This is a genomic window from Nonomuraea purpurea (assembly GCF_042650645.1).
GTDB classification, from domain to species: Bacteria; Actinomycetota; Actinomycetes; order Streptosporangiales; family Streptosporangiaceae; genus Nonomuraea; species Nonomuraea purpurea.
This window is the reverse complement of the sequence record NZ_JBHSBI010000021.1, coordinates 36995-53312: the sequence shown is the minus strand read 5'-3', so window position 1 is coordinate 53312 and position 16318 is coordinate 36995. Positions and strand designations below refer to the sequence as shown.

16 protein-coding genes are annotated in these 16318 nt (G+C 66.8%); 12 read left to right on the top strand and 4 right to left on the bottom strand.

The window, feature by feature from the left end; translation table 11 throughout:
• Positions 1–622 precede the first annotated feature (622 nt).
• The 3 genes from ACFOY2_RS34465 (at position 623) to ACFOY2_RS34455 (ending at position 5872) form a co-directional block, all read left to right on the top strand.
• On the top strand, positions 623–2155 hold the full coding sequence (locus ACFOY2_RS34465; protein ID WP_379532291.1) for a trypsin-like serine peptidase: 1533 nt from the start codon (positions 623–625) through the stop codon (positions 2153–2155).
• 488 nt (positions 2156–2643) lie between these two features.
• Entirely contained in the window at positions 2644–4203 is a 1560-nt protein-coding gene (locus ACFOY2_RS34460; RefSeq protein ID WP_379532290.1) for a trypsin-like serine peptidase, read from the top strand.
• Positions 4204–4381: 178 nt separating this feature from the next.
• Entirely contained in the window at positions 4382–5872 is a 1491-nt protein-coding gene (locus ACFOY2_RS34455) for a hypothetical protein (protein WP_379532289.1), read from the top strand.
• A gap of 66 nt (positions 5873–5938) precedes the next feature.
• Here ACFOY2_RS34455 and ACFOY2_RS34450 read toward each other — a convergent pair whose 3' ends face one another.
• Positions 5939–7297, bottom strand: coding sequence for a hypothetical protein (locus tag ACFOY2_RS34450; RefSeq protein ID WP_379532288.1), 1359 nt, complete (start codon positions 7295–7297; stop codon positions 5939–5941).
• Between the two features lie 260 nt (positions 7298–7557).
• Positions 7558–8766, bottom strand: a complete 1209-nt coding sequence (locus ACFOY2_RS34445) for an NAD(P)-dependent malic enzyme (RefSeq protein ID WP_379532287.1) — start codon at positions 8764–8766, stop codon at positions 7558–7560.
• A gap of 260 nt (positions 8767–9026) precedes the next feature.
• Between ACFOY2_RS34445 and ACFOY2_RS34440 the strand changes: the two genes are divergently transcribed.
• The 4 genes from ACFOY2_RS34440 (at position 9027) to ACFOY2_RS34425 (ending at position 12135) form a co-directional block, all read left to right on the top strand.
• A complete protein-coding gene (locus ACFOY2_RS34440; protein WP_379532286.1) occupies positions 9027–9881 on the top strand; it encodes an ABC transporter substrate-binding protein in 855 nt (284 codons plus the stop codon).
• A gap of 3 nt (positions 9882–9884) precedes the next feature.
• Complete coding sequence (locus ACFOY2_RS34435) at positions 9885–10712, top strand: amino acid ABC transporter permease (RefSeq protein ID WP_379532285.1); 828 nt, start codon at positions 9885–9887, stop codon at positions 10710–10712.
• Positions 10709–11452, top strand: coding sequence for an amino acid ABC transporter ATP-binding protein (locus ACFOY2_RS34430; RefSeq protein WP_379532284.1), 744 nt, complete (start codon positions 10709–10711; stop codon positions 11450–11452). Before ACFOY2_RS34435 ends, ACFOY2_RS34430 begins: the two co-directional genes overlap by 4 nt.
• A 257-nt stretch (positions 11453–11709) precedes the next feature.
• A complete protein-coding gene (locus ACFOY2_RS34425; protein WP_379532283.1) occupies positions 11710–12135 on the top strand; it encodes a CGNR zinc finger domain-containing protein in 426 nt (141 codons plus the stop codon).
• Between the two features lie 30 nt (positions 12136–12165).
• On the opposite strand, the gene ACFOY2_RS34420 is transcribed toward ACFOY2_RS34425, so the two are convergent.
• Entirely contained in the window at positions 12166–12522 is a 357-nt protein-coding gene (locus ACFOY2_RS34420) for a S24 family peptidase (RefSeq protein WP_379532282.1), read from the bottom strand.
• Between the two features lie 30 nt (positions 12523–12552).
• On the opposite strand from ACFOY2_RS34420, the gene sodN reads away from it, so the two are divergent.
• The 3 genes from sodN (at position 12553) to ACFOY2_RS34405 (ending at position 14340) form a co-directional block, all read left to right on the top strand.
• Positions 12553–12954: a superoxide dismutase, Ni gene (gene sodN / locus ACFOY2_RS34415; protein ID WP_357822355.1), complete on the top strand. Its 402-nt coding sequence runs from the start codon at positions 12553–12555 to the stop codon at positions 12952–12954.
• Between the two features lie 163 nt (positions 12955–13117).
• A complete protein-coding gene (locus tag ACFOY2_RS34410; RefSeq protein ID WP_357822357.1) occupies positions 13118–13543 on the top strand; it encodes an anti-sigma factor in 426 nt (141 codons plus the stop codon).
• Between the two features lie 17 nt (positions 13544–13560).
• Complete coding sequence (locus tag ACFOY2_RS34405; RefSeq protein ID WP_171074665.1) at positions 13561–14340, top strand: RNA polymerase sigma factor SigF; 780 nt, start codon at positions 13561–13563, stop codon at positions 14338–14340.
• On the opposite strand, the gene ACFOY2_RS34400 is transcribed toward ACFOY2_RS34405, so the two are convergent.
• Complete coding sequence (locus ACFOY2_RS34400) at positions 14337–14726, bottom strand: hypothetical protein (protein WP_379532281.1); 390 nt, start codon at positions 14724–14726, stop codon at positions 14337–14339. The genes ACFOY2_RS34405 and ACFOY2_RS34400 overlap by 4 nt on opposite strands.
• An 89-nt stretch (positions 14727–14815) precedes the next feature.
• Between ACFOY2_RS34400 and ACFOY2_RS34395 the strand changes: the two genes are divergently transcribed.
• Entirely contained in the window at positions 14816–15781 is a 966-nt protein-coding gene (locus ACFOY2_RS34395; RefSeq protein WP_379532280.1) for a diacylglycerol/lipid kinase family protein, read from the top strand.
• A 274-nt stretch (positions 15782–16055) separates the two neighbouring features.
• Positions 16056–16310 (top strand): WhiB family transcriptional regulator, encoded by a 255-nt coding sequence (locus ACFOY2_RS34390; protein WP_379532279.1) that lies wholly within the window; start codon positions 16056–16058, stop codon positions 16308–16310.
• Positions 16311–16318 lie beyond the last annotated feature (8 nt).

Here is a 16318-nt window from a genome sequence, read left to right as displayed (position 1 = left end):
CTTGCGGGGTCGAAACGCCACGGAATCGGCCGGGCAATGCGGCGCGCCGACGTCCCAACACCAACTCCCCGCCGACGGATCCGCCCAGCGGGACGCTCAACGCGCCCAAGGACCGGCAACACTCCGGGCCTTCCCTCAGTCCGCCCACCGGAACCCACGAGAGCAGAGCGGTCCGGGAGTCGAGGGCGTGGAACCCAGGCGTGCCCGACCCGCCACCGCCCCGGAACCTTCCAAAAAGGGGCCCAATGGGACCGAATCTAGGCGCCCTCACCCCGAACCTGAAGATCACCTGTGAGTATCGAGCGATTTTAGACGGAGTTGGTGCCAATCTGGTTCCTGTGATCTGAGTCACATTTGGCCGACTACACACCGTAACATGGCACTAACGGCACTTTCGTCCCAACTGTCACACCCCCTCCATACCCTGCGAAAACGTGACCTCTTGATCACTAACCGCAAAGATCTCTGACTGGTAACAGAACGGCAACGGCGGTAAGGATGACTACCAGATCTCCCAAACCGGGTTCCACCAGCGGAGATCACCGCGCTATGTTCCTTGCCATCCCTTTACTGACGCATGGGACGCAAGATGCGACCCACGACAGAGCAAGGAGCAGTTCCCTTGAAGCGCATTCTCATCCCCGCCGGTGGCGCCGTTCTGGCCACTGGCCTTCTGGCTGCCGGCCTCGTGGGCTCCGCCTCCGCCGACAGCACTGTCGCCACCGACCAGATGGCGGCCAGCGCTGCCAACGCGAAGGCCATCGCGGACTTCTGGGCCGAGAACAACGGTGCTGCCCTTAAGGCGGCCAAGGAGTCCAACGTCTGGGACAGCAAGGCCGACGTCGCCAAGCTGCAGAGCAAGGGCGGGGCTACCTCGGACACCAAGCCGGGTGCCACCGAGCCCATCGGCGGCGAGAAGAAGACCACGACGAAGGTCCAGAACGTCAACATGCCGAAGACCATCGGCAAGGTGTTCTTCGTCAACAGCAAGGGCGAGAAGAAGTGGTGCTCCGCCACTTCGATCCAGTCGAAGTACCGCAACCTGGTCTCCACGGCCGGGCACTGCGTCTACGACACGGCCGCCAACGCGGACACCATGTCCAAGTGGGTCTTCGTCCCGGGTTACTACCAGGGCAAGTCCCCGTGGGGCATCTACGTCGGCAAGACGGCCTACACCCACTACGACTTCGATGTGTACGAGGACTACGACCGCGACTACGCGTTCGTGACCGTGTACAACGGCGTCCAGCTGGGTGGCGGCACCGGTCGCCAGGTCTCCAAGTCCGAGTGGGACAAGCACCAGGGCGTCAAGGACGCCAAGGACGTCGAGATCACTCGTGCGGAGTTCCGCGCGGGCAAGCTCGACCCCACCAAGACCGAGGCCTACTGGGTCAAGCGGGGCACGGCGCCTGAGGCGACCGGCCCTGACTACCCCGGTGCCGAGGTCGGCAAGGTTGAGGTCGCCGAGGCGGCCTACAAGGCCGCCAGGCTCGGCAAGGGCAACGGGTTCAAGTTCGGCGAGCCCGTCACCGAGATCGTGACCGACTCCGAGGCGGCCGCCTACAAGGCCAACGCGGAGAAGGACGCGAAGAAGTACCCGGCCAAGGTCGTCCAGGACGCCCGCGGCAACTGGACGATCACGCACTACTACGTCCAGCAGTGGTACAAGCCCGGTTCCGACTCGAAGTACTTCAAGACCGTCTTCTACATCGTTGACGGCTACGCCAAGGACGCGGGTCGCCTCGGCGACGCCGTCGGCGGCCAGGGCTTCGCGTGGAACCAGCCGACCGGTAAGCCCGTGCGCGTGTTCGGCTACCCGTCCGGTCCTCACCCCGACGGCAACAAGAACTACACCGGCGTTACTCCGAAGTGGTGCTACGGCACCACCTCGAAGAAGCTGCAGGGTTCTGCCGCCAAGAAGATCGAGGAGCACGTCGCCCTCAAGTGCGCCATGACCGAGGGCGCCGACGGTGGTCCGTGGCTGGTCAAGTACAGCAACGCCAAGCGTCTCGGCTACGTGAACGGTGTCACCAGCACCTTCAACGACCAGGACGGCAACGGCCGCGTGGACTACATCTCCTCGCCGTACTTCGACGGTGAGACCAACACGGTCTACAAGGCCGCCGCGTCCTCGTGGTCCGGCAAGGTTGTCTGAATGACGGCTAGCGACCGGTCCTAGATCGTTCGCACACCGGCGTAAGGAAAGGGCTCGGCATCCAGCCGGGCCCTTTCTGTTTTCCGGCCCGCAAGGGGCCTTCCCGGCCCCGGGATGCGTGCAATCGGGCCTGGAGGCCCGAAAGTGACGGGCCCTTGGACGTATGAGGCACCCAGACGGTGCCATCAAGTCGATGTGATCTGCGTCACATCGAGTCAGCCGACCGGATCACGAGGAGGGCGCCGCCCCGCCAGACACGCCGGCAACGCCGCTCATGTTGATCAGGGCAAATGTCGGCAACGCGAGCTTCGCTAACTTCCTGCGCTTCAGCCGTTTAAACATCACAGAACGATCACGGTCGACTTGTCGCATCTTTTCCTTTCAAAGCGGCTTCCGATTTTCAAGATCGACACTGTATGTTCCTGGCTATCCCTTTACTGACGCATGGGACGCAAGAGGCGTTCCACGACAGCGCAAGGAGTTACCTAATGAAGCGCATCCTCCTCCCGGCCGGTGGCGCCGTTCTGGCCACTGGTCTCCTGGCTGCCGGCCTGGCCGGCACCGCTCAGGCCGACACCACCGTCTCGACCGACCCGCTCGCCGCCACTGCGGCGAAGGCAGCCGAGACGCTGGAGTTCTGGAGCAAGTCGGACTACGCGGCCCTCAAGGGCGCCGTGGCGTTCAACCCCGACGCTCTCGAAGTTTCGAAGATCTCCTCCGGTGGCGGTTATAGCGCCGACACCAAGCCGGGGCAGGCCGAGCCCATCGGCGGAGAGAAGAAGTCCGTCTCCAAGGTCCAGAACGTGAACAACCCGAAGACCACCGGTAAGGTGTTCTTCGAGGGCCGTGACGGCAAGCTGTACTGGTGCTCGGGCACCTCGATCCAGTCGCAGTACCGCAACCTGGTCGCCACGGCCGGTCACTGCGCGTACGACATCGCGGCCAACGACGAGGTTGTTTCCCGCTGGGTCTTCGTCCCGGGTTACTACCAGGGCAAGGCTCCGTTCGGAATCTACGTGGGTAAGCAGGCCTTCACCCACTACGACTTCGACGTCTACGAGGACTTCGACCGCGACTACGCGTTCGTCACGGTCTACGACGGCATCGGCGGCACCATCAACAAGCCGAAGCAGGTCGACTGGGCCACGTACAAGGCGTACCAGGGCGAGAAGGGCGTCAAGGACGTCACGGTCACCGAGGACGAGTACAAGAAGGGCAAGCTCGACCCCAAGACCACCGACTACTACGACGTGGACCCGGGCAAGGCCGACGAGGCCACTGGTCCGGACTTCCCCGGCGCTGTGGTGGACCGTTTTGAGGTCAGCAAGGGTATCTACGACGCGGCTGGCGTCGGCCAGGGGAACGGCAAGAAGTTCGGCGAGCCCGTCGTCGAGAACGTGACTGCCAGCGACGCCGAGGCTTACGCCAAGAAGCAGAGGCCGAGCTGGAGGCCTGGCCAGCCCTTCCCCACGCCGACCCGGGACTACCCGGCGACGGTCGGGAAGGACGCGCGGGGCAACTGGACCATCACGCACTACTACGTGCAGAAGTGGTACAAGCAGGGTAGCGTCGCCCGTTACGTGCGGCTCGAGCCCTTCATCGTTGGCAACGAGGTCAAGAGCATCGGTCGCCTCGGCGACGTTGTTGGTGGCCAGGGCTTCGCGTACAACCAGCCGACCGGCAAGGACGTCCGCGTCTTCGGTTACCCCTACGGCCCGCACCTGGACGGCAACAAGCCGTTCACCGGTGTGACGCCGAAGTGGTGCTACGGCAAGACCGACAAGAACGTCATCCGCATCCCCTCGAAGAAGGTCGAGGAGCAGATGTCGCTGAAGTGCGCCGTCACCGCTGGTTACGACGGTGCGCCGTGGCTGTACAAGTACAGCAACGCCAAGCGTCTTGGCTACGTTAACGGTGTCACCAGCCTCATCGCCGACACCGACAACAACAAGCGCTACGACAGGATCACCTCGCCTTACTTCGACGGTGAGACCAACACGGTCTACAAGGCCGCTGCGGCCTCGTGGTCCGGCAAGCTCATCCCGTAGTTCGTCGCGATCGGAACGACGACCTGGTCTTCGTTCGGTAGCACCTTGCATCACCCGAAGGGCCCGGCATCCTGCCGGGCCCTTCGGCCTTTCTGTGAAATTTGGCAATCCCCCTTACCAGAGTGACTCAAGGGTCGATAGTGTCTTTACACCCTTTTTGACAACTGTGGAGCCTTTCGTGAAGCGCCTGCTCATCCCCCTAGCCGCCGCCGGCCTGACCGCCGCCGCCCTCGTAGCACCCGCCGAGGCCAATCCGAACTGGGTGTCGGACGACCTTCTACCCACGCCGGCCCAGGCCTACAGCGCCGCCTATTTCTGGCTCGACGCCAACGGTGCCGCGCTGCGCAAGGCCACCCAGTACACGCTGGACACCAAGACCGTGCCCAAGCTCGTCTCGACCGGCAGCAAGAGCGGCGTCACCGACGGCAAGCCGGGCTCCACGGCTCCGACCGGCGTGGGCAGCCCGCCTGCCAAGGCCAGCCAGGTCAACCTGCCCAAGACCATCGGCAAGGTCTTCTTCCAGGACAGCAAGGGCAACTACCGCTGGTGCTCGGCCACCTCCATCCAGTCCAGGAACCGCAACCTGGTCGCCACCGCCGGCCACTGCGTCTACGAGAAGAAGGACGACGTCTACGACAAGTGGGTGTTCGTCCCCGGCTCCTACCAGGGCAAGGCCCCGTGGGGCGTGTACGCGGGCGCCTACGCCTTCACCACGTTCGACCTGGACACCTACGACGACTACGACGGCGACTACGCCTTCGTGGCCGTGCACAACGGCTTCTCCCTCGCGGGTGAGAAGATCGTGTCGGCCAAGGAGTACAAGGAGTGGACCGGCGACAAGTGGATCAAGCCTAAGGAGATCACCGCCGCCGAGTTCCTCAAGTGCCAGCTCAACCTCGGCGACTGCTGGTCCGAGGGCCAGGACAAGGCCGCAGAACAGGTCGGCCCCGACTACCCCGGCGCCGTCGTGGAGAAGGTCGAGGTCGGCAAGACCGCCTATGGTGCGGCCAGGACCGGCAAGGGCAACGGCTTCAAGTTCGGCGCGCCCGTCACCGAGCAGGTCACCGCGACGGAGTACAACGCCTACAACGGCCCCGGTGACAAGGCCAAGACCACCACCGGCAACTACACCATCACCCGCTACTACACGCAGAAGTGGGTCAAGCCCGGCACCAGCCGCAAGTACTACGAGGCGCAGTACACCCTCGGCCTCGTCAAGGACATGGGCCGTCTCGGCGACGTCGTCGGCGGCCAGGGCTTCGCCTGGAACCAGCCCCTCGGCCAGCAGGTCACGGCCTTCGGCTACCCCGCCGACCCGCACCCCGACGGCAACAAGGCCTTCACCGGCGTGACGCCGAAGTGGTGCTCCGGCAAGACCGCCACGAAGTCCTACCAGATCAACACGTTCAAGGTCGAGACGCACCAGGTGCTCAAGTGCTCCATGACCGGCGGCGCCGACGGCGGCCCCTGGCTCATGAAGTACAACAACAGCAAGCGCGTCGGCTACGTCAACGGCGTGACCAGCGTGTTCGCCGACAACGACGGCAACGGCCGGATCGACTACATCAGCTCCGCCATCTTCGACAGTGAGACGGCCGCCGTGTACAACAAGGCCAACTTCGCGGCCACCAAGAGGATCGTCGGCCCCAACGGCGAGATGCTCAAGTAGCCCTCTCCTGCGGCGAACAACGGCCCGGGACGCTCGCGAGTGCGTGCGTCCCGGGCTGTTCCGCGTTCAGACCACGCTGAGCTCCCGTGCGCGCTCGCGCAGCGCGAGCACGGGCCGCTCGTTCTTGTACGGCTCCAGCCGCCTGCGCAGATCGGCGACGTAGGACCGGGATCTGGCCGACTGCAGCTCGGCCCCCAGCGTGAACGCGCCGGCCGCCGCCGAGCAGGCCTCCTCCAACTCCCCGCACTGCAGCAGCCCCGCGGTCAGCAGCGACAGGTTGAACATCCGCCCCCGGACGAACCGGGAGTCCATGTCCAGCGAGCGCCTGGCCTTGGCCACGGCGTGCTTGCCGTGCCCCAGGTCGCGGAAGCAGTGGGCGAACTTGGCCGACAGGTAGGCCTCGTCGAAGTAGCTCAGCCACGTGGGCTCGTCGGCGGGACTGCGGCCGTCGAACGACCGCTCCGCCTCGTGCAGAGAGGCCCCGCAGGCCCTGGCGTCCCCCCTGCCGGCGTGCGCGTGGGCCTCCAGGACGTGAGCGGAGGCCAGCAACGTGTTGACGCCGGCGCGGCGGGCCGCGAGCTGGGCGGCCCTGGCCAGGTCGAGCGCGTGGGCCGGCTGGCCCATGTAGATGGCCTGGTGCGCCATGCCGGCCAGGATCTCGCCGCCCAGCGTGTGGTCGTCGGCGCCCCTGGCCAGGCGCAGGGCCTGGATGAGGTAGCGCTGGGCGAGCCCGTGCTGCTCCATGTCGTAGGCCATCCAGCCCGCCAGGCGGGTCAGCTCGGCGGCCGCAGCGGCCAACTGCCTGCCGGTGGACTCGCCGTACGAGCCGTCCTTGAGCAGGGGCGAAACGGCGGTATCGAGGTATTTCACCACGGACGAGCGGACCCGTCCGCTGCCGAAACGGTTGTCCAGCTCGCCGAACGAGCGGGTGACCTCGTGGATGGCGGCGATGTCGGCGCGCCCCACCCGTCGAGTGCCGGTGCCGGCCGGGCGTCCCTCCGGCGGGGACGTCAGCCAGCGTACGGCTCCCACGGAGCCTGCTCCTATCGCGAACGCCGAGTCGATCAGGAACCTCCGTCTTTCCACATCGGCTCGCCACAGCGCGGTCACGGTCGCGACCCCCTCCTGCCAGGTGTGCGTGAACTCCTGTCCGAGATCGAGGGGTGTGATGATCGCGGGCATTCCCAGGTCTTCCGAGGAAACCGGCCTGCCCAGCCGGAGCGCGAAGATCTCCGTGAGCAGACACGGCACCGGGTCACGCGGCCTCTGGCCGGCGATCCAGCGCAGGACCGAGCTGTGGTCGTACTTCAAGCCCGGAGTGCCGCGCGCGGCCCCCAGATCGTTGAGGCGCCTGGCCAATCCCTTATGGGAGAAACCCGCCTCCGCGATGAGCTGCTGCAGCAGTCGATTAGGCTCGCGTTCCATCGCTCTCCTCGTCACAGGAGTCGGCGCCCATTCCTTACAGAGAGCTACTGTTATAGCACCTTGAGTAAAGGATTTGCGGCGGTTCTCAAAGGTCACCCCAACTTCGTCCCGCTCCCAAGATCGGGCCGGGCGGGCGCTCCTCACTCCTGGACGGGCAGCTCAGCTACCCATGGCGGGACCAGGTAACCGAAAAGACGCTTTGACCTGCGCAAAAAAGGGGCGGGCGGGGCCAGAAAGGCCCCGCCCGCCCCTTTGCGCGCTCAGAGCCGGGCGACGCCGTCGGCCTTCGCCTGGGCGGCAACGGCGCCCGTCACGGCGGGCGCGACGCGCTCGTCGAACGGGCTCGGGATGACGTACGCGGGCGAAAGGTCAGCGCCGACGACGCCCGACAGCGCGTTGGCCGCGGCCACCTTCATGTTCTCGGTGATCGTGGTGGCCCGCACGTCGAGAGCGCCGCGGAACACCCCGGGGAAGGCCAGGACGTTGTTGATCTGGTTGGGGAAGTCGGAGCGCCCTGTGGCCACGACGCCGGCGTACTTGGCGGCCACCTCGGGGTGGACCTCGGGGGTCGGGTTGGACAGGGCGAAGACGATCGCGTCGTCCGCCATGGAGGCCACGGCCTGTTCGGACACCGTCGATCCCGACAGCCCGACGAACACCTCGGCGCCCTCCAGCGCCTCCTCCGTGGAGCCGGTGTGGCGGGCGCGGTTGGTGTCGCGGGCGAGGGCCTCCTTGATCGGGTTGAGGCCCTCCCTGCCCTCGTAGATCATGCCCTTGGAGTCGGAGACGGCGATGTCGCCGATGCCGGCCTCCAGCAGGATGCGGGTGACGGCGACGCCGGAGGCGCCCGCGCCTGCCACGACCGCGCGCAGGTCGCCGAGCGTGCGGCCGGTCAGGCGGGCGGCGTTCTGCAGGGCGGCCAGCACGACGATGGCGGTGCCGTGCTGGTCGTCGTGGAAGACGGGGATGTCGAGCCGCTCGCGCAGCCGGTCTTCGACCTCGAAGCAGCGCGGCGCGCTGATGTCCTCGAGGTTGATGCCGCCGAACGACGGCGCCAGGCGGACGACGGTCTCGACCAGCGCGTCGACGTCGGTGCAGTCGAGGCAGATCGGGACGGCGTCGACGCCCGCGAACTCTTTGAACAGCAGCGCCTTGCCCTCCATGACGGGCATGGCCGCGGCGGGGCCGATGTCGCCGAGGCCGAGCACCGCGGTGCCGTCGGAGACCACGGCGACCACTCTGGAGACCCAGGTGTAGTCGTGGACCAGCGAGGGCGTCTCGGCGATGGCCGTGCAGACCCGGGCGACGCCGGGCGTGTAGGCGAGTGAGAGGTCGTCCGCGTCGCGGACGGGAACGGTGGAGCGAATCTCGATCTTGCCTCCGCGGTGCAGCGCGAACGCCGGATCGAGATCGAGTTTTTCGGTGGAAGCAGACGTGGGCGTGGCAGCCACAGCGACCCCTGTAGTCATCGGAAGCGGAATTACCATCGGCGGACGAGCGCGAGCGGCTGGCTTCTGGTAGCTGCCAGGATCCCCTCGTCGATCGCCTCAGAGGGGTTCGGGGGTCACCCGTCTGACCATAGTGCCACATGGTGAGATGGTGTTCGGTGTCGGCGCCGACGCCGTTCTGTTGACGCATCGTTAAATGGCCGATGACTGAGCGGGGCAAAACCCCATCTAAACTGCACAAAACGCAAGTTTGATGGCATTTCACTTCGAGGAGGCCGTACATGGCCCTCAGCCCTAAGGGCCGCCGCGGCTACGCCGTCGGCGCGCTCGCCCTGGCCACTGCTCTCGCGCTGACCGCGTGCGGCAGTCAATCGAGCTCCGGCGCGGGCACCACCAGCGCCGGCACCTCCGCCTCCGGCGGCGCCCAGTTGGTGCAGCCCGGCAAGCTCACGGTCTGCACGAACATCCCGTACGAGCCGTTCCAGTTCAAGGACTCCAGCGGCAAGATCGTCGGCTTCGACGTGGACATGGTCGACCTTGTCGCGAAGAAGCTGGGCGTGACCCAGAACATCGTGGACATCGACTTCGCGGTGATCAAGAGCGGCGCCGCCATGGCGGCCAAGAAGTGCGACCTGGCCGCCGCCGGCATGACGATCACCCCTGAACGCAAGGCGAACATCGACTTCTCCGAGCCCTACTTCGACGCCACGCAGGCGCTGCTGGCCAAGAAGGGCACGGGCGCCAAGTCGCTGGAGGACGTCAAGGCCAAGAACCTCAAGCTGGGCGCCCAGGCCAGCACGACGGGGCTCGAGTACGTCAAGAAGCAGGGCTTCGACCCGACCGAGTACGCCGACTCCGCCAAGGAACTGCTGGCCCTGCAGGCCGGACAGGCCGACGTGATCGTCCAGGACCTGCCCGTGGTGCTCACCTGGCTGAAGAAGCCGGACGTCGCCGCGAAGTTCGAGCTGATCGGCAGCCTGAACACCGGCGAGCAGTACGGCTTCGGCCTGAAGAAGGGCGCCGACCCGGTGCTGCTGAAGACGATCAACGAAGAGATCGCCAAGGCCAAGCAGGACGGCACCTACGAGAAGATCTACGTCAAGTGGTTCGGCAAGAAGCCCGGCGAGCTGGGCTGATCCATGGCCGACCAGCCGAAGACGGCTGAGCCTGCCCGCGCCAGGCTCAGCCCCCGGAAGAAGCAGCAGATCAGCCGCGGCATCCAATATGCCCTCCTGGTCGTCGTGCTCGCTGTCCTCCTCATGTACGCCGACTGGGGCAGTCTCGCGCAGAACTTCGCCAAGCCCGCCGTGGCGCAGGAGACGCTGCCGGACCTGTTCACCATCGCGCTGCGGAACACGATCATCTACACGGTCAGCGGATTCGTCATCGCTTTCGTGGCGGGGCTGGTGCTCGCGCTCATGCGGCTGTCGCAGATCCGGCCCTACCGATGGATCGCGATCGTCTACATCGAGATCTTCCGTGGCCTGCCCGCGCTGCTGATCTTCGTCATGATCACCTTCCTGCCGCTGGCTCTGCCGGGCTTCGAGGTGCCTTTCGGCACCTACGGCCAGGTAGCCCTCGGGCTCGGGGCGATCGGCGCGGCCTATCAGGCGGAGGTGTTCCGCGCGGGACTGCAGGCCGTGCCCAAGGGGCAGATCGAGGCCGCCAGGTCGCTGGGCATGTCCGCCACCCGCGCCCAGTTCACCGTGGTGATCCCGCAGGCCATCCGCATGGTCATCCCGCCGACCACCAACCAGTTCGTGGCCCTGCTCAAGGACTCCTCGCTGGTGCTGTTCCTCGGTGTGTCCAGCGAGTACGTGGAACTGGCCAAGTTCGGCAACGACCTGGCCTCCCAGCACTCCAACGCCACGCCCATCATGGTCGCGGGCATCACGTACCTGATCGTCACGATCCCGCTGGGATACCTCGCCTCCCGGCTGGAGGGGCGTAAGGGGAGGAACCGATGACGCACGCCATCGAGCTCAGAGACCTGCACAAGCACTTCGGCAAGAACGAGGTGCTCAAGGGCATCGACATGACGGTCGACCCGGGCCAGGTGGTCTGCGTCATCGGCCCGTCCGGCTCGGGCAAGTCCACCCTGCTGCGCTGCGTCAACCTGCTGGAGCAGCCGACCAGGGGCCAGGTCTTCGTCAAGGGCGTCGAGGTCACCCACCCCGACGTGGACATCGACGCCGTCAGACGGGCCATCGGCATGGTCTTCCAGCAGTTCAACCTGTTCCCCCACATGACTGCGCTGCAGAACGTGATGATCGCCCAGCAGCGGGTGCTGAAGCGGAGCAGGAAGGAAGCCGAGATCGTCGCCAGGGAGAACCTGGACAAGGTCGGAGTCGGCGCCAAATGCGACGCCCTGCCGGGGCAGCTCTCGGGCGGCCAGCAGCAGCGGGTCGCGATCGCCAGGGCGCTGGCCATGAACCCCGACCTCATGCTCTTCGACGAGCCCACCTCGGCGCTGGACCCCGAACTCGTCGGCGACGTGCTCACCGTCATGCGCAAACTGGCCGAGGAGGGCATGACCATGCTCGTGGTCACCCACGAGATGGGCTTCGCGCGCGAGGTGGCCGATCGGGTCGTGTTCATGGACGGCGGGGTCCTCGTCGAGGACGGGGCACCGGCGCAGGTGATCGGCGACCCGCAGCAGGAACGCACCCGCGCGTTCCTGCGCCGCGTCCTCCACCCGGAGGAGTAACCCGCCCCCGGCGGGGCGCCTCCATGGCCGCCCCGCCTGTCGGTGCCTTCCCGCTCGGCCGCCTTCGATCAAGGCCGTAGCCGTCGCGGGAGGCGAGACCGCCGCTGGGGGGGCCGGGGGCCCTCTGACGCGCCCGCGCGGCCCGTTCCAGCCCTGCCCGCATATCTCAAGCCCCGCCGTCGCACAACTCACCTCTCGCGAGCCCTCAAGCGGCGCGACGAAGACCCCCTGGGCCCCTTCTCGTGTAATACTCCCGCATGGACCTGACCTCTTACGCCGAGTGGGCGATCCGGCTGGTCAACGATCCTGACCCGCCGCCCGAGCTCCGCCGCCTGCGCGAGGAGCTGACCGCCGTGTTCGACGCGGCGGGCGAGGAGAAGGCCGTGGCGCAACGCCTCAACGCCCTGCTCGTGCGCTACCCCGTACGCCCCCAGCTCTCGGCTCACGACGGCCAGCGCTGGCACCTCCACCTGGCCGAGGACGCCGCAGCCAGCGCCGTGATGGGCCTGGCCGCGGTGGTGGCGGAGCTGGGCGTGGACCGGCTCGGCCGCTGCCAGGAGCCCCGCTGCGCGACCGCCTTCCTCGACACCTCCTCCAACCGCTCCCGCCGCTACTGCTCCCCCCGCTGCGCCACCCGCGCGAACGTGGCCGCCTACCGCGCCCGCCGCAGGAACGCCTCCTGACGATCACCCCATCGACTCGGGTCGCGAGTTTCAAACGCGCCGCCGCACCAGCGGCCAGTACCGCAGCACCACCCGCCCGACGATGTCGGCGACAGGACCGAAATCCCAACTGTCGCGCCGCCCGCCGGCCCGCTGGTTGTCGCTCTCCAGCCACCACCCGTCCGCCCCGTGCCACTGAGCCCGTTTCACGATGAGCTGGTCGGGATCGTCGGGAAGCCTGGCCACGACGATGTCCCCGGGGCGGACGGTGGCGCCCCGGCGGACGAGCAGCCAGTCGCCGGGGACCAGCGCGGGACGCATGGAATCACCCTCAACACGGACTCTCATGGGCGTTGACCCCCTACTCCGCAGGCGTTCCGGACCCGAGTAAGGTCGGTTGTGGACCAAGCTGATTCAGCATCAAGGAAGGACTTTCTGATGCTCGCACGACTGCTACGACCCAAGCATGTCGCTTCCGCGCACTGCGACCTGCCTTGCGGGGTCTACGACCCCGCCCAGGCCCGCATCGAGGCCGAGTCGGTCAAGGCGATCATGGAGAAGTACGCGGCCAACGACGACCCGGTCTTCCGCGCCCGCGCGCTGTCCATCAAGGAGGACCGCGCCGAGTTGGTCAAGCACCACCTGTGGGTGCTGTGGACCGACTACTTCAAGCCGCCGCACCTCGAGCAGTACCCTCAGCTTCACCAGCTCTTCTGGGACGCCACGAAGCTCGCGGGCGCCGCCGGGGCCAAGGGCACCGTCGAAGTCTCCAAGGCCGAGGACCTGCTGGGCAAGATCGACGAAATCTCCAAGATCTTCTGGGAGACCAAGGCCGCCTAAAACGGCACATAAGGCTCTGTGTGGTCCCGGACCGCACAGAGCCTTTTCCGTTGATGGCGAGTCTGATTCGTCCAAGCACCTCTCCGGGGCGGTAAGTTGCAGTTGGCGTCGGATACGGCGGGCGGCGGCGTGCAGCGCCTCCCGGACGTACGCAAGGAGGAACGTGACCGAGGAAACCGAGACGCGCGCGGAAGGCGCGGCCGGCATCCGCGACGTGGTGAGCATCAGGCTCCCCGCCGCGAGTGCCTACCTGTCTGTGCTGCGTACGGCCACCGCCGGGCTGGCGGCGCGGCTGGACTTCACGCTGGACGAGATCGAAGATCTGCGGATCGCGGTCGACGAGGCGTGCGCCATGCTGCTGAGCGAGGCGGTGCCGGGCACCGACCTCACCGCCGAGTTCGAGTTGACCGGGCAAGAGATGCAGGTCAGGGTTGAGGTCGCGACGGTCGGGAGCTCCGCGCCCAAGCGCGACGACTTCGCCTGGATGGTGCTCACCGCCCTGGCCGACGACGTCGACGCGGTGACAGACTCTCCCGATCGCATGGCGATCGTCCTGCGTAAGCGCCGAGGCGCAGCGAGGCCGGCGTGACGGAAAGGACTGGAGCCATGGCCACCAGCGAACACGCCGTGCCCGACAGGGTGCGCGCCCGCATGCTCTTCGCCGAGCTGGCCGAGCTGGGCCCCGAGGAGCCGCGCCGCCAGCGCATCAGGGATGAGCTGGTCGAGCTTCACCTTCCCTTGGTCGAGTACCTGGCTCGCCGCTTCCGCAACAGAGGCGAATGGCTCGACGACCTCACCCAGGTCGCCACCATCGGCCTGATCAAGTCGATCGACCGTTTCGACCTCAACCGCGGCGTGGAGTTCTCCACCTATGCCACGCCCACCATCGTCGGCGAGATCAAGCGCCATTTCCGCGACAAGGGCTGGGCGGTGCGGGTGCCGCGCCGCCTGCAGGAGCTCAAGCTCTCGCTGACCAAGGCGATAAGCGATCTGTCGCAGCGCGAGGGCCGGGCCCCGACAGTGGCGGAGCTGGCCTCCTATCTGAAGATGACCGAGGAGGAGGTGCTCGAGGGCCTGGAGTCGGCCAACGCCTACTCCACCGTGTCGCTCGACGCGCCCGACTCCGGCGACGACGACGCCCCCGCGGTGTCCGACTCGCTGGGCATCGTGGACGAATCACTCGAAGGCGTCGAATACCGCGAGTCGCTCAAGCCGCTGCTCGAACGGCTCCCGCCCCGTGAGAAACGTATCCTGCTGCTGCGTTTCTTCGGCAACATGACGCAGTCGCAGATCGCCACCGAGCTGGGCATCTCCCAGATGCACGTCTCGCGTCTGCTCGCCCGCACCCTCGCGCAGTTGCGCGAGGGCCTGACCGCGGACGACTAGGCCTGGCCGTCACCGTAGAGCGCGTGGGTGGTGGGAGGCGCCAGCAGCGTCGCGAACCCGGCCAGGGCTGCCACGATCACCGGGATCCCGAGCTGCGGCTGGTCCGACTGGATCAGCGTGACGGCGATGGGCAACATGAAGATCTGGGCCAGCACGGCCGGCGACCTCCCCCACCGCTCCATCTTGATCAACCCGCCCCAGGCGACCCAGAGCAGCCCGGCGCCGATCAGCAGGCCGAAGACCGCCTCGGCCGCGGCGGACGTCATGTCGTCCGGCCTTCCCGTCAGCGTCTCCACCGCCACGAAGACGCCGAGCCCGAGCGCGACCAGCCCTTCCAGGGCGACGACTGCGGCGGCGATGAGGAGGGTAAGCGGGCGTCGGTTCACGCCTGCACCCTACCCTGCGTGACATACATGACGGGGAAACCGGACGTTCGGCGATAAGACGGGCGGGATTCACGGGCTACGCTGGCGTTATGCGCGCGATGCTGCTGGTGAACCCCAAGGCCACGACCACGAATGGCCGTACGCGTGACGTGCTCATCCGTGCCTTCGGCGCGGCCGTTGATCTCTCGGTGGAGGAGACCCGCTACCGGGGCCACGCCGCCGCGCTGGCGGCCACCGCCCGGGCCAAGGGATACGACATGGTGGCGGTGCTCGGCGGAGACGGGACGGTCAACGAGGCCGTCAACGGTCTGCTGAACCCGGTGGACGGCGAGGAGCTCGAGCTCGGCGACGATCCGAGCGCGGGGCGGCCCGCGCTCGTCGTCATCCCGGGCGGCAGCGCCAACGTCTTCGCGCGGGCCCTGGGGCTGCCGAACGATCCGGTGGAGTCGACCGGGGCGGTGCTGGAGGCCCTGCGGGAGGACCGCCGCAAAACCGTCGGCTTGGGGCAGGCCCTTTGGGAGGGGCAGAGCAGATACTTCACCTTCTGCACGGGGCTCGGGTACGACGCCGAGGTCATACGGGCCGTGGAGGGCCTGCGCGGGTCTGGGCGCAAGGCTACCCCCGCACGGTATGTGAACACGGCTCTACGGCACTATCTGGCCACGGACAAGCGGCGTCCGTCGATGACCCTGACAGGTCCGGGGATACCGACCGCCAGGGGCATCTTCATGGCGATCGTCTCCAACACCTCGCCGTGGACGTACGTGGGCGGCACCCCGGTGCGGCCGACCCCGTGGGCCGGCTTCGAGACGGGCCTGGACTTCCTGGGGTTGCGCCGCATGGGTGTGACCTCCATCGCACCACTGCTCCACCACATTCTCACGGAGAGTGAGGCGCTTCCGTCGGGTCGGAACCTCGTCCAGCTCCACGACGAGAGCGAATTCACGATCGCCTCCGAGCGCCCTGTGGCCTTCGAGCTGGATGGCGACTACCTGGGCGAATGCGAAACCGTAACATTCCGGTCTACACCGAACGCGTTACAAGTTCTGGTCTAGCCGGTTACATTCGGTCATTGTGTGACGCATCCGACATCCACAACCGCCAAAACTTCCCGCCAACCCCCTTGCGTGCACTCTCCGTGGCTGACAGTCTCAACATTGACGTCGGAACGTAGGACCTTTAACAAACCCAAGAGGTCCTCCGGTTGTCAGCGGGCAATCCCGGTCCCCACAGGTTCCGGGTAATTGTTCGCGCAAGTTAGTGAAACTCTTCACAAAGTAGTAGCCGCACGGAGCCGACCACAGGCTCCATCTACTAAGGAGTGAACGCATGGACTGGCGCCACCGAGCTGCCTGCCGTGACGTGGACCCCGAGCTGTTCTTTCCGATCGGCAACACCGGACCGGCACTCATGCAGATCGAAGAGGCCAAGCAGGTGTGTCGTTCCTGTCCGGCCGTCGAGGCCTGCCTGAAGTGGGCGCTGGAGTCCGGCCAGGACGCCGGCGTCTGGGGCGGTATGAGCGAGGACGAGCGCCGCGCGCTCAAGCGTCGCAGCGTCCGCGCCCGCGCCCGCGCCACCGCCTGAGGCAATCC

Coding starts and splice junctions, on each gene's coding strand:
- sodN (WP_357822355.1), top strand. CDS start 12,553: ATGCTCGCACGACTGCTACGACCCAAGCATGTCGCTTCCGCGCACTGC.
- ACFOY2_RS34405 (WP_171074665.1), top strand. CDS start 13,561: ATGGCCACCAGCGAACACGCCGTGCCCGACAGGGTGCGCGCCCGCATG.
- ACFOY2_RS34460 (WP_379532290.1), top strand. CDS start 2,644: ATGAAGCGCATCCTCCTCCCGGCCGGTGGCGCCGTTCTGGCCACTGGT.
- ACFOY2_RS34440 (WP_379532286.1), top strand. CDS start 9,027: ATGGCCCTCAGCCCTAAGGGCCGCCGCGGCTACGCCGTCGGCGCGCTC.
- ACFOY2_RS34450 (WP_379532288.1), bottom strand. CDS start 7,297: ATGGAACGCGAGCCTAATCGACTGCTGCAGCAGCTCATCGCGGAGGCG.
- ACFOY2_RS34390 (WP_379532279.1), top strand. CDS start 16,056: ATGGACTGGCGCCACCGAGCTGCCTGCCGTGACGTGGACCCCGAGCTG.
- ACFOY2_RS34430 (WP_379532284.1), top strand. CDS start 10,709: ATGACGCACGCCATCGAGCTCAGAGACCTGCACAAGCACTTCGGCAAG.
- ACFOY2_RS34435 (WP_379532285.1), top strand. CDS start 9,885: ATGGCCGACCAGCCGAAGACGGCTGAGCCTGCCCGCGCCAGGCTCAGC.
- ACFOY2_RS34445 (WP_379532287.1), bottom strand. CDS start 8,766: ATGACTACAGGGGTCGCTGTGGCTGCCACGCCCACGTCTGCTTCCACC.
- ACFOY2_RS34395 (WP_379532280.1), top strand. CDS start 14,816: ATGCGCGCGATGCTGCTGGTGAACCCCAAGGCCACGACCACGAATGGC.
- ACFOY2_RS34425 (WP_379532283.1), top strand. CDS start 11,710: ATGGACCTGACCTCTTACGCCGAGTGGGCGATCCGGCTGGTCAACGAT.